18 protein-coding genes are annotated in these 16,495 nt (G+C 64.5%); 7 read left to right on the top strand and 11 right to left on the bottom strand.

Annotated features, from left to right (window positions below; genetic code table 11):
* Positions 1-52 precede the first annotated feature (52 nt).
* On the top strand, positions 53-952 hold the full coding sequence (locus tag PSEMO_RS26180) for a homocysteine S-methyltransferase family protein (RefSeq protein WP_075805803.1): 900 nt from the start codon (positions 53-55) through the stop codon (positions 950-952).
* A 4-nt stretch (positions 953-956) separates the two neighbouring features.
* Here the strand turns inward: PSEMO_RS26180 and PSEMO_RS26185 are convergent, their stop codons facing one another.
* The 3 genes from PSEMO_RS26185 to PSEMO_RS26195 are packed head-to-tail and all read right to left on the bottom strand — an operon-like array spanning position 957 to position 2,738.
* The gene (locus tag PSEMO_RS26185; protein ID WP_075805804.1) at positions 957-1,631 is read right to left on the bottom strand and encodes a GNAT family N-acetyltransferase; all 675 of its coding nucleotides are present in this window, start codon (positions 1,629-1,631) and stop codon (positions 957-959) included.
* 14 nt (positions 1,632-1,645) lie between these two features.
* Entirely contained in the window at positions 1,646-2,095 is a 450-nt protein-coding gene (locus PSEMO_RS26190) for a GNAT family N-acetyltransferase (protein ID WP_075805805.1), read from the bottom strand.
* A 13-nt stretch (positions 2,096-2,108) separates the two neighbouring features.
* Positions 2,109-2,738 (bottom strand): FMN-binding negative transcriptional regulator, encoded by a 630-nt coding sequence (locus tag PSEMO_RS26195; protein WP_075805806.1) that lies wholly within the window; start codon positions 2,736-2,738, stop codon positions 2,109-2,111.
* Between the two features lie 92 nt (positions 2,739-2,830).
* Between PSEMO_RS26195 and pdxR the strand changes: the two genes are divergently transcribed.
* Positions 2,831-4,351, top strand: a complete 1,521-nt coding sequence (gene pdxR, locus PSEMO_RS26200; RefSeq protein WP_075805807.1) for a MocR-like pyridoxine biosynthesis transcription factor PdxR — start codon at positions 2,831-2,833, stop codon at positions 4,349-4,351.
* A gap of 105 nt (positions 4,352-4,456) precedes the next feature.
* Here the strand turns inward: pdxR and PSEMO_RS26205 are convergent, their stop codons facing one another.
* The 5 genes from PSEMO_RS26205 to aspA form a co-directional block, all read right to left on the bottom strand.
* Complete coding sequence (locus PSEMO_RS26205; protein ID WP_075805808.1) at positions 4,457-5,560, bottom strand: polyamine ABC transporter substrate-binding protein; 1,104 nt, start codon at positions 5,558-5,560, stop codon at positions 4,457-4,459.
* On the bottom strand, positions 5,557-6,603 hold the full coding sequence (locus PSEMO_RS26210) for a histone deacetylase family protein (RefSeq protein WP_075805809.1): 1,047 nt from the start codon (positions 6,601-6,603) through the stop codon (positions 5,557-5,559). Before PSEMO_RS26210 ends, PSEMO_RS26205 begins: the two co-directional genes overlap by 4 nt.
* Positions 6,604-6,830: 227 nt before the next feature.
* A complete protein-coding gene (locus PSEMO_RS26215; protein ID WP_075805810.1) occupies positions 6,831-7,808 on the bottom strand; it encodes an AraC family transcriptional regulator in 978 nt (325 codons plus the stop codon).
* Between the two features lie 52 nt (positions 7,809-7,860).
* Complete coding sequence (locus PSEMO_RS26220) at positions 7,861-8,844, bottom strand: asparaginase (RefSeq protein ID WP_075805811.1); 984 nt, start codon at positions 8,842-8,844, stop codon at positions 7,861-7,863.
* Between the two features lie 160 nt (positions 8,845-9,004).
* The gene (gene aspA / locus PSEMO_RS26225) at positions 9,005-10,429 is read right to left on the bottom strand and encodes an aspartate ammonia-lyase (protein WP_075805812.1); all 1,425 of its coding nucleotides are present in this window, start codon (positions 10,427-10,429) and stop codon (positions 9,005-9,007) included.
* Positions 10,430-10,611: 182 nt separating this feature from the next.
* Here aspA and PSEMO_RS26230 point away from each other — a divergent pair, with 182 nt between their 5' ends.
* A complete protein-coding gene (locus tag PSEMO_RS26230; RefSeq protein ID WP_075805813.1) occupies positions 10,612-11,541 on the top strand; it encodes a LysR substrate-binding domain-containing protein in 930 nt (309 codons plus the stop codon).
* On the opposite strand, the gene PSEMO_RS26235 is transcribed toward PSEMO_RS26230, so the two are convergent.
* Positions 11,522-12,154 (bottom strand): hypothetical protein, encoded by a 633-nt coding sequence (locus PSEMO_RS26235; RefSeq protein WP_075805814.1) that lies wholly within the window; start codon positions 12,152-12,154, stop codon positions 11,522-11,524. The genes PSEMO_RS26230 and PSEMO_RS26235 overlap by 20 nt on opposite strands.
* Before the next feature lie 258 nt (positions 12,155-12,412).
* Between PSEMO_RS26235 and purE the strand changes: the two genes are divergently transcribed.
* From purE to PSEMO_RS26255, 4 genes are all read left to right on the top strand, one after another.
* The gene (gene purE, locus PSEMO_RS26240) at positions 12,413-12,904 is read left to right on the top strand and encodes a 5-(carboxyamino)imidazole ribonucleotide mutase (RefSeq protein ID WP_009402441.1); all 492 of its coding nucleotides are present in this window, start codon (positions 12,413-12,415) and stop codon (positions 12,902-12,904) included.
* A gap of 10 nt (positions 12,905-12,914) precedes the next feature.
* Complete coding sequence (locus PSEMO_RS26245) at positions 12,915-13,997, top strand: 5-(carboxyamino)imidazole ribonucleotide synthase (RefSeq protein ID WP_075805815.1); 1,083 nt, start codon at positions 12,915-12,917, stop codon at positions 13,995-13,997.
* 85 nt (positions 13,998-14,082) lie between these two features.
* The gene (locus PSEMO_RS26250) at positions 14,083-14,328 is read left to right on the top strand and encodes a GlsB/YeaQ/YmgE family stress response membrane protein (RefSeq protein WP_075805816.1); all 246 of its coding nucleotides are present in this window, start codon (positions 14,083-14,085) and stop codon (positions 14,326-14,328) included.
* A 49-nt stretch (positions 14,329-14,377) separates the two neighbouring features.
* Positions 14,378-14,911: a DUF3299 domain-containing protein gene (locus PSEMO_RS26255; RefSeq protein ID WP_075805817.1), complete on the top strand. Its 534-nt coding sequence runs from the start codon at positions 14,378-14,380 to the stop codon at positions 14,909-14,911.
* 99 nt (positions 14,912-15,010) lie between these two features.
* Here the strand turns inward: PSEMO_RS26255 and PSEMO_RS26260 are convergent, their stop codons facing one another.
* Together PSEMO_RS26260 and PSEMO_RS26265 are read right to left on the bottom strand one after the other, a co-directional pair.
* Positions 15,011-15,907 (bottom strand): D-hexose-6-phosphate mutarotase, encoded by an 897-nt coding sequence (locus tag PSEMO_RS26260; RefSeq protein ID WP_075805818.1) that lies wholly within the window; start codon positions 15,905-15,907, stop codon positions 15,011-15,013.
* 72 nt (positions 15,908-15,979) lie between these two features.
* Positions 15,980-16,381 (bottom strand): acyl-CoA thioesterase, encoded by a 402-nt coding sequence (locus tag PSEMO_RS26265; RefSeq protein WP_009402429.1) that lies wholly within the window; start codon positions 16,379-16,381, stop codon positions 15,980-15,982.
* Between the last annotated feature and the right edge of the window lie 114 nt (positions 16,382-16,495).

A 16,495-nucleotide genomic window follows, 5' to 3' on the forward strand; every position in this document is an offset into this window, starting at 1 on the left:
AAGTAAACGAGAACTAATAAGTTTTATTTCTATTCTTAGAAGCAGGTGTTATATGGGCGAAAAGTCGTTGGTCATTCTCGATGGCGGCATGGGCCGGGAACTGGCGCGCCGTGGGGCGCCGTTCCGCCAGCCGGAGTGGTCGGCGCTCGCATTGAGCGAGGCGCCGGAGGCGGTGGTGGCGGTGCATCGGGCGTATATCGATGCCGGTGCGCAGGTGATCACCAGCAACAGCTACGCCGTGGTGCCATTCCATATTGGTGAGGAGCGCTTCAAGAGCGAAGGTCGCGCCCTGGCCAGTACCGCCGGGCAATTGGCGCGGGCGGCGGCGGATGCCGGGCCGCAGAAAGTTCGGGTCGCAGGTTCGCTGCCGCCGCTGTTCGGTTCCTACCGCCCGGACCTGTACCAGCCCGAGCGGGTTGCCGAAGTGCTGACCCCGTTGGTCGAGGGCCTGTCCGAGCATGTCGACCTGTGGTTGGCGGAAACCCAGAGCGCCATCGCCGAGGTCCGGGCGATCCGCGCTGGTCTGCCGCAGGACGGCAAGCCGTTCTGGGTCTCCTTCACTTTGCAGGACGAGGATGTGGATAACGTGCCGCGCCTGCGTTCCGGCGAGCCGGTCAGCGAAGCGGCCGAAGCCGTGGCGGCGCTGGGCGTGCAGACCCTGCTGTTCAACTGCAGCCAGCCGGAAGTGATCGGCGATGCCATCGATGCGGCCCTGGCGACCTTCCAGCGCCTGGCTGTGGATATCTCCGTCGGCGCCTACGCCAACGCCTTCCCGCCACAGCCGAAGGACGCCACTGCCAACGACGGTCTCGATGAACTGCGCGAAGACCTCGACCCGCCGGGCTACCTGCACTGGACGCAGAACTGGCGCCAACGCGGCGCCAGTCTGCTGGGTGGTTGCTGCGGTATCGGCCCGGAGCATATCGAGCTCCTGGCCAGGCAGCTGAAGTAAGCCCTTACGCTTCGGCGCGGCAGGCTTCCAGCGTCCTAAGCTGACCCTCGGGGCGCTGGTTGTCGGCACTCAACCAGCGCTCGTACGCAGCGGCGATCGCCGGCCATTCATCGTCGGTGATCGAATACCAGGCCGTGTCGCGGTTCTGGTCCTTGACCACCATATGCTTGCGGAACACCCCTTCGTAGGTGAAGCCGAAACGCTCCGCCGCGCGCTTGGAGCGGGCGTTGGCGTTGTTGCACTTCCACTCCAGCCGGCGATTGCCCAGCTCGAACGACAGCTTGCTCAGCAGGTACACCGCCTCGGTGCCCTTGGGCGTGCGCTGCATGGCCGCGCCGAAAGCGATATGCCCGACCTCGATACGGCCCTGGGCCGGCACGATGGACATCAGGCTGAGGATGCCCTGGACCTGCCCGCTGGCCAGGTCGACCACGCTGTAGAACAGCGGATCACGCCCGGCGGCATTGCCTTCCAGCCATTGATCGAACGGCGCGCGCTCGGTGAACGGCCCGTAAGGCAGGTAGTCCCACAGCTTGCCGTCGGATTCGCGGCCCTGCAGCACTTCCCAGAGATCGTCGCCATGCCGGCGCGGATCGAGCTTTTCCAGGCGGATAAAGCGGCCGGTCAACGGCTCGGCGTGCGGCTCCCTGGCCGGATGCCAGTTCAGATTGTTGCTCATCGGTGCACCTCGGCTTACGGAATCTGTTTGCGGAACTGGATGAAACCAGGGCGCTCGGCGACCTGTTCGTACAGGGAAATTGCCGTGGCGTTGGTCTCGTGGGTCAGCCAGTGGACCTTGACGCAACCGGCTTCGGCGGCCTTGGCATAGACATGCTCGATCAGCTGGCGGCCGATGCCCAGGCCGCGCTGGTTGCCGTCGACGTAGAGATCCTGAAGGTAGCAGGAGTTTTCCACAGACCAATTGGAACGATGGTAGATCCAGTGGACCATGCCCACCGCCTCGCCATCGACCCAGGCCAGGGCGGCGTTGGTCGGTTCGGCCGGATCGAGGAAGCGCTGCCAGGTCACGGCGCTGACCGTGTCGGCCAGGGACGTCTGGTAGAAGCGCAGGTACGCCTGCCATAGCGGGTACCAGGCGTCGTGGCTGGCGGCGGTAACCGGGAGAATCTGGACGTTGGGCATGTGACGCATTCCTTCAGGGTTGCTGCATCAGGGCAGCGAGGTTGTTGTCCAGCGGGTCGGCGCTGGCGGCCAGGCCGCTGCGTACGCCCTCGTGATCGATGGCCGAGCGGTTCTGGCTCAGCTTGCGGTTGCATTGCAGGCGCTCGATGGGGATGGCGAAGCCGACGATGGCCTTGAGCATGCCGTCGAGGTAATCGGCGGGCGCGTCGTCCACCGACCAGGGACGCTCGCGGCCCTGCTCGTGGCGGTCGCTGAGGCGACGGACGATCTCCAGCAGCGGCTCGGCTTCGTGGAACACCTCCGGGATGCCCCAGGCATGCACGGCGACGTAGTTCCAGGTCGGCACGGTGCGTGGGTCCTCGGCCTTGCTCGGGTAGAAGCCGGGGCTGACATAGGCATCGGCGCCGGGGAACACCACCAGCACCTCGGCACCGCTTTCCAGCTCGCGCCATTGCGGGTTGCCCCGGGCCAGATGGCCGTAAAGCGTGCCCTTGGCGCCTACCTGCGGATCCAGCAGCAGCGGCACGTGGGTGGCTTGCAGGCTCTGTTCCCCCTGGGTGACCAGTACGGCCAGACGGGTGTTGCCGATGTGTTCGTGCAGGCTGTGCAGGTCGTCGTCTCTGAAGGCGCGGGGTGTATACATGGAGAATTTTCCTTGGCGAATGGCCTCATCCTAGGCAGGCTATTGGTTCAGTGTAAGAGCCATTACAGGCCAATTTTCTGGGTCCAATCGCCATGATCGAGCCGTCCGTTTCCTTGCCTTTCGATCCCACCGGCATCGTCCTCGACCGCCGCCAGGGCCTGACCCGCCAGCTTTACCAGGCCCTGCGCGCCCGGGTCCTGGACGGGCGCCTCGGCAGTGGTACGCGCCTGCCGGCGAGCCGCGACATGGCGGCGATCCTCGGCCTGTCGCGCAACAGCGTGGTGCGTGCCTACGACCAGTTGTACGCCGAAGGCTTTATCGAAAGCCGGGTCGGCGACGGGACTTACGTCAGCCAGCTGCCGAAACTATCCACAAAAGTATCCACAGGGTTATCCCGGGGTTTATCAACAGGGTTATCCACATTTTCGGCGGAAAATACTGGCAATTCATCCAGTAAAGTTATCCACACTGCTCCGATTTTTCGTCTTGAAAACCATCATTTGCCTACACCGCGCAGTGGTCCGCCCCGGGCATTTCGCGTCGGTGTACCGGCGTTCGACCTGTTCCCGTTCGAGGTCTGGGCCAAGCTGCAGGCGGGTTTCTGGCGAAATCCGCCTGCGCAGGTGCTGGGCTATGGCGATCCGGCGGGGGAACCGCTGCTGCGGGAACTCATCGCCGCCTATCTGCGTCGTTCGCGGGGGCTGTCCTGTACGCCTGAGCAAATTGTGATCACCACCGGAGCGCAGCAGGCGATTAGCCTTTGTGCACAGTTGCTGTTGGAGCCGGGGGTGGGGGTGGCTGTGGAAAACCCGGGGTACCGCGCGGCGGGTTGTGCCTTCGGGGTGACGGGGGCCAAGGTGCATGGGGTGGCGGTGGACAGCGAGGGCCTGGACTGCACAGCGCTGGATGCGTTGAAGGGCTGCCGGATGGCCTATGTCACACCGTCGCACCAGTATCCAACCGGGGTGGTGATGAGCTTGGCGCGGCGCCTGGAACTGCTGGCCTGGGCCGAGCGCAATGATGGCTGGATCGTCGAGGACGACTACGACGGCGAGTACCGCTACAGCGGCGCGCCCCTGGCGCCTTTGGCGGCGCTGGACCGCAGCGGGCGGGTGTTGTACGTCGGGACCTTCAGCAAGGTGGCGTTCCCGGCCTTGCGTTTGGGGTACCTGGTGTTGCCCAGGCAGCTGGTGCAGCCGTTTTCCCGGGCGAGGGCGGTGATGGTGCGGCATTCGGAGGCGGGCACGCAGACGGTGATGGCGCAGTTCATGGCCCAGGGGCATTTCCAGCGGCATATCCGGCGCATGCGGCGGGCGGCGTTGAGTCGCAGGAATGCGCTGATGGCGGGCTGGCCTGTGGATATTCCCGGGGTCGGTGGCTTGCCGGAGATGGTGGCGGGGCTGCATGTGAAGGTGGATGTGGATAACCCGGAGCGAGAGCGCTGGTTGGTGGAGAAGGCGCTGGACGTGGGGGTGGAGCTGAATGGGTTGGGGGATTACTGGTTGCCGGAGACTGTGGATAAGACTGCGGGGCTGGTGCTGGGGTTTGCGGCGGTGGGGGAGGCCGGGATTGCCGAGGCTTTGGGCAAGTTGAGGAAGGTGTGGAAGGGGTAAGAATGTGTGGTGTTCTTCAGGGCCCCATCGCTGGCAAGCCAGCTCCCACAGAGTCCGTGTGGGAGCTGGCTTGCCAGCGATGGGGCCATCAGCCGCAATGATGATCTAGGTCCCGGCCTTGATCTTGGTCCAGGCCCGGGTCCGTGCCCTTTCCGCATCCCGACCCAAAGGCTGCAAGGTATACAGCTTGGTCATCGCCTCCGCCGTCGGATACAGGTTCGGGTTGTTGCGGATCGCCGGTGCCACCAATTCCGTCGCATCCTTGTTCGGGTTCGGATACCCGACGAAATCACTGATCGGCGCAATCACCTTGGGCTGCAGCAGGTAGTTGATGAACGCATGGGCATCCTCGGGGTTCGCCGCGCCCTTCGGAATCGCCAGCATGTCGAACCAGATCGGCGCGCCTTCCTTCGGCAAACGCATATCCACCACCACGCCGTTCTTCGCTTCGATCGCCCGGTTGGCCGCCTGCGAGAAGCTGCCCGAATAGCCCACCGCCACGCAGATATCGCCATTGGCGATGTCGGCCATGTACTTCGAGGAGTGGAAGTAGGTGATGTACGGACGGATCTTCAGCATCAGCGCTTCGGCTTTCTTGTAGTCCTCGGGCTTGCTGCTGTTCGGCGACAGGCCCAGGTACTGCAAGGCCAGCGGCATGATTTCCGACGGTGAATCGAGCAGCGCCACGCCGCATTGCTTGAGCTTGGCGATGTTCTCTTCCTTGAAGATCAGGTCCCAGCTGTCCACCGGGGCGTTGTCGCCCAGGGCGGCCTTGATCTTGGCCGGGTTGAAGCCGATCAGCACGGTGCCATACATGTACGGCACGGCGAACTTGTTGCCCGGGTCGTTGGCCTCGATCAGCTTCATCAGGGCCGGGTCCAGGTGCTGCCAGTTCGGCAGCTTGCTGCGGTCCAGCGGCTGGAACACCCCGGCCTCGATCTGCTTGGCCAGGAACACGTTGGACGGCACCACCACGTCATAGCCGGAGTTGCCGGTCAGCAGCTTGGCTTCCAGGGCCTCGTTGGTGTCGAAGATGTCGTAGACCAGCTTGACCTGGCCATCCTTCTGGAAGTCCACCAGGGTCTGCGGGGTGATGTAGTCGAACCAGTTGTAGACCCGCAGGGTACGCTGCTCGGCGACGGCCTGGAGGCTGCCGGCGAGCAGGGTGGTACACAGCAGGGGGGCGAGCAGGCGCTTGAGTCGGGTCATGCTTGGGCTTCCTGTTGGCTGCGTTCGAAACCTTCGAGAACGTTCACGGCATTGATGCCGATTTCTTCCACCGCGTAGCCGCCTTCCATGACGAACAGGGTCGGCTTGCCCAGGCGCGCGATGCGCTCGCCCATGGCCAGGTAATCGGGGCTGTCGAGCTTGAACTGGGAGATCGGGTCGTCCTTGAAGGTGTCGACGCCGAGGGACACGATCACCACGTCCGGGGCGTAGGCGTCGATCCGCGCGCAGGCCTGGTCGAGGGCGGCGCTCCAGGTGGCCCAGTCGCTGCCGGCGGGCAGCGGGTAGTTGACGTTGTAGCCCTCGCCGTCGCCTTCGCCGTGCTCGTCGGCATAGCCGAGGAAGAACGGGAATTCCGCCTGCGGATCACCGTGGATCGAGGCGAAGAACACGTCGCTGCGGGCGTAGAAGATTTCCTGGGTGCCGTTGCCGTGGTGGTAGTCGACATCGAGGATGGCCACGCGCTTATGGCCTTGGTCGAGGAAGGCCTGGGCGGCGATGGCGGCGTTGTTCAGGTAGCAGTAGCCGCCCATCACGTCGCTGGCGGCATGGTGTCCTGGTGGACGGCACAGGGCGAAGGCGCTGTGGGCGCCGGCCTGGATCGCGGCCTGGCCGGTGAGGGCGACTTGCGCGGCACTGTAGGCGGCCTGCCAGGTGCCGGCGGTGATCGGCGCGCCGGCGTCGAAGCTGTAGTAGCCCAGTTCGCCCAGCAGGCTGGTGGGTTTGATCGAGCGCAGGGTGCGGGCCGGCCAGGTGAACGGCAGCAGGTCGCCGTCGCGCTCCAGCTCCGCCCAGCGCGCCCAGGCGCCTTCGAAGAACTTCAGGTAATCGGCACTGTGCACCCGTTGCAGCGGGGCGCGGCCGAAATCGGTGGGGCCGCTGATGGGGCCGATATTGCGCGCCTTGACCCGGTCAAGGACGTGGTCGGCGCGGGACGGCATCTCGAAGCAGGGCTTGAGTTGCCCGTCGATCAGCTCGCAGCGGCCGTGGTGCAGGCGGTGGTCATCGGAATAGATCGTCAGCATTTGTTGTTCTCCGGAGCACTGGCGTTTTTTTCCCGGATGGTGCGGTGCAAAGCGGTGCGGCTGAACGGTGGAAGTGGCCAAAAGGGGATCGATATGGCCAAGGCTGGTGGCCAGGCTTGATTCGGTGGTGCTCCCAATCGCTGGCAAGCCAGCTCCCACAAGGACCGCGCTGCCCTCAAGAACACCACTGAACCTGTGGGAGCTGGCTTGCCAGCGATGAGGCCAGTTCAGGCCCTGAAGTGACTGGGGGCTACCCCACTCCAACGCATGAACGCATGCCTGAAACTCGCCGTCTCACTGAACCCCAGCACTTCCGCAATCCGGTAGATCGGCATCTGCCCTTCACCGAGCAACTGCTTGGCCCGCTCGAAGCGTAGCTCGTCCAGCAATTGCTGGTAGCTGCTGCCCATTTCGCCCAGGTGCCGGCGCAAGGTCCGCGACGAGCAGTTCATCTGCCGCGCCAGCCCTTCCAGCCCCGGCGGCGCGACCAGCTGATCGGCGAGCAACTGGCGAATCCGCCCCAGCCAGGCCTGGCGCCCGGTGAACTCCAGGTTCAACTGCCGGCAACGCTCGCTCATGGTCCCGTGGGTCACCCGGTCCGCCAGTGGCAACGGCTGCTCCAGCCAGGCGCGGTCGAAGGCGAAGGCGTTGTCCTCGGCCTCGAAATGCAAGGGGCAGGTGAAGGTTTCCCCGTACTGCTCGCGGTAATCCGGCTCGCTGTGGATAAAACGCGCCGCGAGCAGCGGCAGCGGCCGGCCCAGCAGGTCGTCGCAGATCACCTTCAACGACACCAGGCAGAACTCCGCATTGAACGCCGCCAGCTCCGGCTCTTCCCGGTAATCGCTGGCGCTGAACCAGATCCGCTCGCCGTCCTCGATCAGGCGCAGGCGGAAAAGTGTTCCCAGCAGCGCGGGGTAGTGCAACGCCAGGCGCAAAGCGTCACCCAAAGTGGCACTGGAGAGCAGGGCATAGCCGAGCATCCCGTAGGACGACACATGCATGCGCCGCCCCAGCTCCAGGCCGATATCCCGGCGCCGGGCCACGGCGTTGGCACACACCAGCATTTCCTGGCGGGTGGTGATGCGCGAGTCGGCGCGGCCCAGGTCGGCGGCGCTGATGCCGCTGCCCTGGAGCAGGGCTTCGTCGCGGAAGGTCTGCAAGACCAGGGAGACCGCGTGCAGGGTCGTCAGGTGGGAGTGCAGCATGCTCGGTTACCGGGCTGATGGACTGTGCGGGAAACGAGCAATTTGCATGCCTTCACGCCAGCTCCAGTTCCACCAGGCGGCGCACGTCCTCGACCGGCAGGCCGCTGCCCAGCAGCCACTGCAATTTGCCGAACGCCGCTTCACGGGTCATGCCGCCACCGGACAGCACGCCCGCTTGGCGCAAGCGGCTCCCCGCCTCGTAGATATCGAACTCGACGCCGCCTTCATGGCACTGGGTGATCGCCACTACCACCAGGTCGCGGGAGTGGGCCTGTTCGAGGGCGTGGATAAAGTCCGGATCGTCGCTCGGCCCGGTGCCGCTGCCGAAGCATTCGAGGATCAGGCCCTGGGCGCCGCTGTGGATAACTGCCCGCAGCAGATCTGCGGAAATCCCCGGTACCAGGGGCAGTACGGCGATATCCGCAGGCTGACGCGGTTGGCGATAGTCCAACGCGGCGGGCAAGGAAGCGGTTCTACTCAACAGGGCATTGCGCTTGAGCGCCACGAAGGGATTGCGCCCGTAGCTGCGCACCTTGGCAGTGCGCAACGGTGGCAACAACTCACCATGGAAGAACAGCTGTACGCCGGCCGGCTGGCCATTGGTCAGTGCTTGCAGGGACCCCGTGAGGTTTTCCCAGGCATCGCTGTCGTCCACCCCGGCGGGCAGCATCGAGCCGGTGAACAGCACGGGCGCGTCCAGCCCGAGCAACTGGAAGCTCATGGCCGCCGCGCTGTAGGCCAGGGTGTCGGTGCCATGCAGCACCAATACCGCATCACAGCCGGCATCCATCGCCTCGATGATCGCCGTGCGCAGGCGCAGCCAATACTGCGGCGTCATGTTGGCGCTGTCGATCAGCGGCGCCATTTCCCGGAAACGCCAGGGCGCCAGGTCCGTCCTTGTGGATAACTCCGCGCGCATGCGCTGCTCGAAGCCGGAAGCGGGGGTCAGGCCGTTGGCACCGGCCTGCATGCCGATGGTGCCGCCGGTGTACAGCACCATGATGCTGCGGGCGGGGCGGGGGGACGCCGGGTTCATGCGCCATTCTCCATGGTCGGTCTTGTTCGTAGCCGGCCACGTTACGCCATCCGGGACAGATCTGTCAGGCATAAAAAAAGGGCCCGGGGTGTAAGCCCTGGGCCCTCAAAGGTGAGAGGTGTCTAGTCCCTCGACCTGGTGAGACGGTTGTTGCGTGGGGTTACGCCTTCAGCGGAACCAGACGCGGAGCGATCATGTTTTCCGGACGCAGGATGTCGTTGAGCATCGCTTCGTCCAGCAGCTGTTCTTCACGCACCAGTTCCAGCACGCCGCGGCCGGTTTCCAGGGCGACGCGGGCGATACGGGTGGCGTTTTCGTAGCCGATGTACGGGTTCAGGGCGGTGACCAGGCCGATCGAGTGCTCGACCAGTTCACGGCAGCGCTGTTCGTTGGCGGTGATGCCGACGATGCAGTGCTCGCGCAGCATGTCCATGGCGCGTTGCAGCAGACGGATGGAGTCGAAGATCTTGTAGGCGATCAGCGGTTCCATGACGTTCAGTTGCAGCTGGCCGCCTTCGGCAGCGATGGTCAGGGCCAGGTCGTTGCCCATGATGGCGAAGGCCACCTGGTTCACGGCTTCCGGGATAACCGGGTTGACCTTGCCTGGCATGATCGAGCTGCCTGGCTGACGCGCTGGCAGGTTGATCTCGTTGATGCCGGTACGCGGGCCGCTGGACAGCAGGCGCAGGTCGTTGCAGATCTTCGACAGCTTGACCGCGGTACGCTTGAGCATGCCGGAGAACAGGACGAAGGCGCCCATGTCCGAGGTGGCTTCGATCAGGTCGGCAGCCGGCACCAGCGGCTGGCCGCTGATGGTGGCCAGGCGCTGTACCGCCAGGGCCTGGTAGCCCGGGTCGGCGTTGATGCCGGTACCGATGGCGGTACCGCCCAGGTTCACTTCGGTCAGCACTTCCGGTGCCAGGGTGCGCAGGCGGTTCAGGTCTTCGGTCAGGGTGGTGGCGAAGGCGCGGAATTCCTGGCCCAGGGTCATCGGGACCGCGTCCTGCAGCTGGGTACGGCCCATCTTCAATACGTGGCTGAATTCTTCACCCTTGGCCGCGAAGGCCTGGATCAGGCTGTCGAGGCTGGCCAGCAGGGCGTCGTGACCGAGCAGCAGACCCAGGCGGATCGCGGTCGGGTAGGCGTCGTTGGTCGACTGCGCCATGTTCACGTCGTTGTTCGGGTGCAGGTACTTGTACTCGCCTTTCTCATGGCCCATGGCTTCCAGGGCGATGTTGGCGATGACTTCGTTGGCGTTCATGTTGGTAGAAGTACCAGCACCGCCTTGAATCATGTCCACGACGAACTGCTCGTGGTAGTCGCCACGGATCAGGCGGGCACAGGCCTCGCTGATGGCGGCATGCTTGGCATCGCTCAGGTGACCCAGCTCACGGTTGGCGTCGGCAGCGGCCTGCTTGACCATGGCCAGGGCCACGACCAGCTTCGGGTAGTGCGACAGCGGAACACCGGACAGATGGAAGTTGTTGGCAGCACGCAGGGTCTGGATGCCGTAGTAGGCGTCAGCAGGGACTTCCAGGGTGCCAAGCAGGTCTTTTTCAATGCGGAACGATGCAGCAGCGGACATGATGAGTATCATCTCGAATTAACCCGGCACATGCCGGAATGGCGCCAATCCTAGGGGCGGAACCCATTTGGCGGCCAATGCTGTTGCACGCTAACCTATGCACAAACGGCATAACGTCTCATGTGACGTTTTGTCGACAGCGAGCGTGTTCCATTTTGGTGCATGCTTTTGGAGAGTTTCCGATGAACCTTGAGAGCAAATGGCTGGAAGACTTCAGTGCGCTGGCCGCCACTCGCAGCTTTTCCCAGGCTGCCGAGCGTCGTTTTGTGACCCAGCCGGCTTTCAGCCGGCGCATTCGCAGCCTGGAGGCGGCACTCGGCCTGACCCTGGTCAACCGCTCGCGCACACCCATCGAGCTGACGGCTGCGGGGCAACTGTTCCTGGTCACTGCCCGCACGGTTGTCGACCAGTTGAGCGAAGTTCTCCGCCATTTGCATCATCTTGAAGGCGGGCAAGGCGAGGTTATCCAGGTTGCGGCGGCGCACTCCCTGGCGCTTGGTTTCTTCCCGCGCTGGATCGCTCAGTTGCGTAACGACGGCCTGAATATCGCCACGCGCCTGGTGGCGACCAACGTCGGCGATGCCGTGCATGCCCTGCGCGAAGGTGGCTGCGACCTGATGCTGGCGTTCTATGACCCGGATGCTGCCTTGCAGATGGATGCGGAGATCTTCCCGTCCCTGCACATGGGGCATACCGAGATGCTGCCAGTATGTGCCGCCGGACCCGACGGCCAGCCCCTGTTCGATCTGGAAGGCGAGGGCAGCGTGCCGTTGCTGGCCTACAGTGCCGGTGCGTTCCTCGGGCGTTCGGTGAACCTGTTGCTGCGCCAGCGCAACCTGCGCTTCACCACGGTCTACGAGACCGCCATGGCCGACAGCCTGAAAAGCATGGCCCTGGAAGGCCTGGGGATCGCCTGGGTGCCGCGGCTGTCGGCGCGGGCCGAGCTGGAGCGGGGCGAACTGGTGATTTGCGGCGGTCCCCAATGGCATGTGCCACTGGAGATCCGCCTTTATCGATGCGCCTTGGTACGCAAGGCCAATGTGCGCTTGCTCTGGCGCAAGCTGGAGTCGGGGCTGCAGGAGTCGGCACCGGTCAGTTCCCCGAGCGCCTGAGGTAGCGGGCGATATTGGCGCGGTTTTCCTCGGAATAGCGGTAGCAGTGCGAACGCAGGTCGAAACGGTCGGGGAACATGTAGGTTTCGCAGAACCAGCCATTGAAGCCGACGCGCGCCGCCTCGTGGGTGGCGCTCAGGGTGTGGCCCAGCTCGTGGCCGGCGGTGGCGTAGGACTGGATCGAGGCGATCGCTGCGTGTCCGGTCTGGTGGGCCATGCCCAGGGTGTCCTCGCTGTGATCCAGGTGCCGGCTGGTCAGCAGCAGGTACTTGTTGTCGATGATGCCGCCGGGTGCGTTCTGTTGCCGACGCCAGGCCCAGACCGCATCGGACCAGGTGGCGAGGGTGGCGGAAGGCAGGGCGCTGCGGTAATCGAGGTCGGTCAGGCCAGGGATATTGCGCTGGAAGCGCAGGTGCACGGGCATGTCGATCACCTCGCGCATTTCCTGCAACCAGGGGTCTAGATAATCCGCCTGCAGTTGCCGGTCGGGCACGTCGGCCAGGTCGTCGTGGGGAAAGACCCACACGGTCAGGCTGCTCTCGGCCGTGACGAAGGCGGCGTGGTACAGCGCGGCGAAAGCCAGGGGCAGGGTGGTGCGAAGTCGTTTGCGCATAAGGTCGTCCTTGATGTTGGGCTGGAATGCGCCTCGACAGTAGTCCCCAAGCCCCGGGCCAAAGCATCTGGAAGCCTCTCAGTGGGCCATCTTCCGACCTTACCAACGGGGCTGGGCGCCTTTGCCCCGACTGCGCTATAATCCCGCGCCTTCGGCCGACCCGGTCGATTCAGAATCCGTATGACGAGCCACGCCGGTCTTCCCGCGTGGCTCGTTGCTTTTGGCGCGTCACAAGACGCTTGCAGGAGAGGCTCGACGATGAGTGCACTGGTTGGCGTGATCATGGGCTCCAAGTCCGATTGGTCCACCCTTAGCCACACCGCCGATATGCTGGAAAAACTCGGCATTCCCTATGAAGTGAAGGTGGTATCCGCCCACCGCACCCCGGACTTGCTGTTCCAGTACGCCGAAGAGGCGGAAGGCCGCGGTATCGAGGTGATCATCGCCGGAGCCGGTGGCGCTGCCCACCTGCCGGGCATGTGCGCCGCCAAGACCCACCTGCCGGTGCTGGGCGTGCCGGTGCAGTCGTCGATGCTCTCGGGTGTCGACTCGCTGCTGTCCATCGTGCAGATGCCGGCGGGTATTCCCGTCGCCACCCTGGCGATCGGCAAGGCCGGTGCGATCAACGCCGCGCTGCTCTCGGCGAGCATCCTCGGCGCCAAGCACCCGCAGTTCCACACTGTGCTGAAGCAGTTCCGCGCAGAGCAGACAGACAGCGTTCTGGACAATCCAGACCCGCGCCAGGCCTGAGGTCGCTGCCATGAAGATCGGTGTAATCGGTGGCGGCCAGCTCGGCCGCATGCTGGCCCTGGCGGGCACTCCGCTGGGCATGAACTTCGCCTTCCTCGACCCGGCGCCGGATGCGTGCGCCGCGCCGCTGGGCGAACACCTGCGTGCCGACTACGGCGACCAGGACCACCTGCGCCAACTGGCCGACGAAGTCGACCTGGTGACCTTCGAGTTCGAAAGCGTGCCGGCCGAGACCGTCGCCTTCCTGTCGCAGTTCGTCCCGGTCTACCCGAGTGCCGAAGCCCTGCGCATTGCTCGCGACCGCTGGTTCGAGAAGAGCATGTTCAAGGACCTGGGCATCCCGACCCCGGCCTTCGCCGATATCCAGTCGCAAGCCGACCTGGACGCCGCCGTGGCCAGCATCGGCCTGCCGGCCGTGCTGAAAACCCGCACCCTGGGTTACGACGGCAAGGGCCAGAAGGTCCTGCGCAGCGCTGCCGACGTGGTCGACACCTTCGCCGAGCTGGGCAGCGTGCCTTGCCTGCTGGAAGGCTTCGTGCCGTTCACCGGTGAAGTGTCGCTGGTCGCCGTGCGTGCCCGTGATGGCGAAACCCGCTTCTACCCGCTGGTGCACAACACCCACGAGAGCGGCATCCTGCGCCTGTCCATCGCCAGCAGCGAGCATCCGCTGCAGGCCCTGGCCGAGGACTATGCCGGTCGCGTGCTGGAGAAGCTGGACTACGTCGGCGTGCTGGCCTTCGAGTTCTTCGAAGTCGATGGCGGCCTGAAGGCCAACGAGATCGCCCCGCGGGTGCACAACTCCGGGCACTGGACCATCGAAGGTGCCGAGTGCAGCCAGTTCGAGAACCACCTGCGCGCCGTGGCCGGCCTGCCGCTGGGTTCGACCGCCAAGGTCGGCGAAAGCGCCATGCTCAACTTCATCGGCGAAGTGCCGGCTGTGGATAAGGTCGTTGCCATCGACGACTGCCATCTGCACCACTACGGCAAGGCCTTCAAGGTCGGGCGCAAGGTTGGCCACGCCACCCTGCGCTGCGCCGACATGGCCACGCTGGAGCGCAAGATCCAGCAGGTCGAAGCCCTGATCGCGGGTTGAACCTCTGCTGATGGCAACCCTCTGATGGCAGGACACCGAAGCGCTGGCTAGGCTTTTGGTGGTGCACTCACTCAGAGGGATTGCCATGGGAATCATCGGAACCATCTTCATCGGCCTGATCGTCGGACTCGTCGCGCGCTTCCTCAAGCCCGGCGACGACAGCATGGGCTGGATCATGACCATTCTGCTCGGCATCGGCGGCTCGCTCGCGGCGACCTACGGTGGCCAGGCCCTGGGCATCTACCAGGCGGGTCAGGCAGCCGGCTTCATCGGCGCGGTGGTGGGCGCGATCGTCCTGCTGGTGATCTACGGCTTGATCAAAAAAAGCTGACGGCACTATAGAATGCTCGGCAACTTCCTACGGTTGCCGAGCATTTTTCATGCGTGCGTTATTCCTTATTCCCCTGCTGCTGTGCAGCACCCTCGCCCGGGCCGAGCTGCCTGAAACCGACTGGCTGGAACTGATGCCCAAGTCGGACCAGAAGGCCCTGGAAGAAATGCCCGAGATCGACCACAACTCCCCGGAAGCCCAGGGCACCTTCACTGCCAAGGGCGGCCTGAAGCAGAGCAAGGGCTTGCCGGCGGTGATGTATTCGACCAAGACCGTGGCGGCGATGAACGGCAAGTCGATCCGCCTGGGTGGCTATCCGGTGCCGCTGGAGGCCGACGCCAAGGGCAACAGCACCTTGTTCTTCCTCGTCCCGTACCCGGGCGCCTGCATCCACGTGCCGCCACCGCCGCCGAACCAGCTGGTGCTGGTGCGCTATCCGAAAGGCGTGAAGCTGGCGGACATCTACACGCCGCTGTGGGTCAGCGGCAAGCTGGAGGTGGAGAAGGTCAGCAATGACCTGGCGGATGCGGCCTATGCCATGGATGCGGCGAAGGTGCGGGTCGTGGAGGATGCAGACCTGTAGTGTTTTCGGGAGCACATTGGCCCCTGTGGGAGCTGGCTTGCCAGCGATTGCTGCAGTGAATTCACCATAGCTATCGCTGGCAAGCCAGCTCCCACAGGTTCAGAGGTGTTCGCTCGATAGGGTCAGGCTCAAAGTGTGACTCGCCCCCGGCGCCAGCTCGATGATGTCATCCCACACATTCGCCGTCTCGATGCACAGCATGCGCTGCCAGCCATCGTCGGCCATGTCCGGCAACTGCGCGGCGCGTTCGATCCAGGGATTCCAGATCACCGCCGAGCGCGAGCCGCTGCTGCTGATGCGGATACGCCGCTCCCACGCTGGATCGACGATGCTCAATTCGGCAGGCGTATCCAGGTAAATCCGGTCGGTCTCGCCGCTGAACGCCAGGTCCGCCTGCTGGGTACGCTGCTCCCAGTCCGCCAGGGTCTCGATATAGTCCCGGCCCTTCACCCCTTCAACCTGCACCGAACGCACATCGCTGACCGCGAAGTAGCTGTGCAGCGCCTGGCTCAGGGTAACCGAAGCGTCGCCCAGGTTGCGGCTGGTGAGGTTCAGGCTCAGGTGTTCACCCATGCGGATCTCGAGGAGCAGCTCGACCTTGTGCGGCCAGCCCGGCAGTTCGCCCTGGGTTTCAGGCAACCCGAACGACAACTGCAGCTCATCGCCACTGCTGTCGATACCCAGCAATTGCCAGTCACGCCCGCGCACCAGCCCGTGGGCCGGAGCTTCACTGCCCTGGAACTGCTGCTGAACGGAAGGGGGATTGCGCTGCAGGTTGCCGAACCACGGCCAGCACACCGGAACACCGGCGCGCACCGACTTGCCGTGCCTGAACAGCGCCTGGTCACTCAGCCAGAGAAGCGGCGGTTCGCCCAGGCGCTGGTAACTCAGCACCTGCGCACCCTGCTGGGCCACCAGCAGCTCGGCGCGGTCGCTGGTGATGCGCCAGCAGTTGAGTTCGCCGTGTTGTTCCGATTCGACCTTGGGTGTGGACATGCGCTGCTCTCGTTGGATGTGCCGTAAGGTCTTCGACCTTGCCAGAACCCGCGAGTTTAGCGCGAGCCCTGGTCAGCGACGAGGCGGGACGGAGCGGGTGCGGCCACTGCCGTCGATGGCGACGAAGACGAACACCGCTTCGGTGACCTTGCGCCATTCGCTGGACAGCGGATCGTCGCTCCACACCTCGACCATCATCTGGATCGAGCTGCGGCCGATTTCCAGGGTCTGGGTATAGAAGGACAGTTGCGCACCGACTGCGACCGGGACCAGGAAGGCCATGCGGTCGATCGCCACGGTGGCGACACGGCCTCCGGCAACGCGGCTGGCCATGGCGGTGCCCGCGAGGTCCATCTGGGCGACCAGCCAGCCGCCGAAGATATCGCCGAAACCGTTGGTTTCGCGGGGAAGTGCGGTGATCTGCAAGGCCAGGTCGCCTTGCGGAATCGGATCTTCTTGTTCGAGTTCAATCATGCCGGGGGTGCCTCTGACCCGTAACGCTTCATTGGTTGACGCAATAACGCCGCAAAAAACGATCCAGCCCACTCACTGCACTGTTTTCGCTTCGAAGGCGGCGGAGGGAAACTC

The organism is Pseudomonas putida (assembly GCF_001941965.1).
Lineage (GTDB): Bacteria > Pseudomonadota > Gammaproteobacteria > Pseudomonadales > Pseudomonadaceae > Aquipseudomonas > Aquipseudomonas putida_L.

Coding starts and splice junctions, on each gene's coding strand:
- PSEMO_RS26180 (WP_075805803.1), top strand. CDS start 53: ATGGGCGAAAAGTCGTTGGTCATTCTCGATGGCGGCATGGGCCGGGAA.
- PSEMO_RS26185 (WP_075805804.1), bottom strand. CDS start 1,631: ATGAGCAACAATCTGAACTGGCATCCGGCCAGGGAGCCGCACGCCGAG.
- PSEMO_RS26190 (WP_075805805.1), bottom strand. CDS start 2,095: ATGCCCAACGTCCAGATTCTCCCGGTTACCGCCGCCAGCCACGACGCC.
- PSEMO_RS26195 (WP_075805806.1), bottom strand. CDS start 2,738: ATGTATACACCCCGCGCCTTCAGAGACGACGACCTGCACAGCCTGCAC.
- pdxR (WP_075805807.1), top strand. CDS start 2,831: ATGATCGAGCCGTCCGTTTCCTTGCCTTTCGATCCCACCGGCATCGTC.
- PSEMO_RS26205 (WP_075805808.1), bottom strand. CDS start 5,560: ATGACCCGACTCAAGCGCCTGCTCGCCCCCCTGCTGTGTACCACCCTG.
- PSEMO_RS26210 (WP_075805809.1), bottom strand. CDS start 6,603: ATGCTGACGATCTATTCCGATGACCACCGCCTGCACCACGGCCGCTGC.
- PSEMO_RS26215 (WP_075805810.1), bottom strand. CDS start 7,808: ATGCTGCACTCCCACCTGACGACCCTGCACGCGGTCTCCCTGGTCTTG.
- PSEMO_RS26220 (WP_075805811.1), bottom strand. CDS start 8,844: ATGAACCCGGCGTCCCCCCGCCCCGCCCGCAGCATCATGGTGCTGTAC.
- aspA (WP_075805812.1), bottom strand. CDS start 10,429: ATGTCCGCTGCTGCATCGTTCCGCATTGAAAAAGACCTGCTTGGCACC.
- PSEMO_RS26230 (WP_075805813.1), top strand. CDS start 10,612: ATGAACCTTGAGAGCAAATGGCTGGAAGACTTCAGTGCGCTGGCCGCC.
- PSEMO_RS26235 (WP_075805814.1), bottom strand. CDS start 12,154: ATGCGCAAACGACTTCGCACCACCCTGCCCCTGGCTTTCGCCGCGCTG.
- purE (WP_009402441.1), top strand. CDS start 12,413: ATGAGTGCACTGGTTGGCGTGATCATGGGCTCCAAGTCCGATTGGTCC.
- PSEMO_RS26245 (WP_075805815.1), top strand. CDS start 12,915: ATGAAGATCGGTGTAATCGGTGGCGGCCAGCTCGGCCGCATGCTGGCC.
- PSEMO_RS26250 (WP_075805816.1), top strand. CDS start 14,083: ATGGGAATCATCGGAACCATCTTCATCGGCCTGATCGTCGGACTCGTC.
- PSEMO_RS26255 (WP_075805817.1), top strand. CDS start 14,378: ATGCGTGCGTTATTCCTTATTCCCCTGCTGCTGTGCAGCACCCTCGCC.
- PSEMO_RS26260 (WP_075805818.1), bottom strand. CDS start 15,907: ATGTCCACACCCAAGGTCGAATCGGAACAACACGGCGAACTCAACTGC.
- PSEMO_RS26265 (WP_009402429.1), bottom strand. CDS start 16,381: ATGATTGAACTCGAACAAGAAGATCCGATTCCGCAAGGCGACCTGGCC.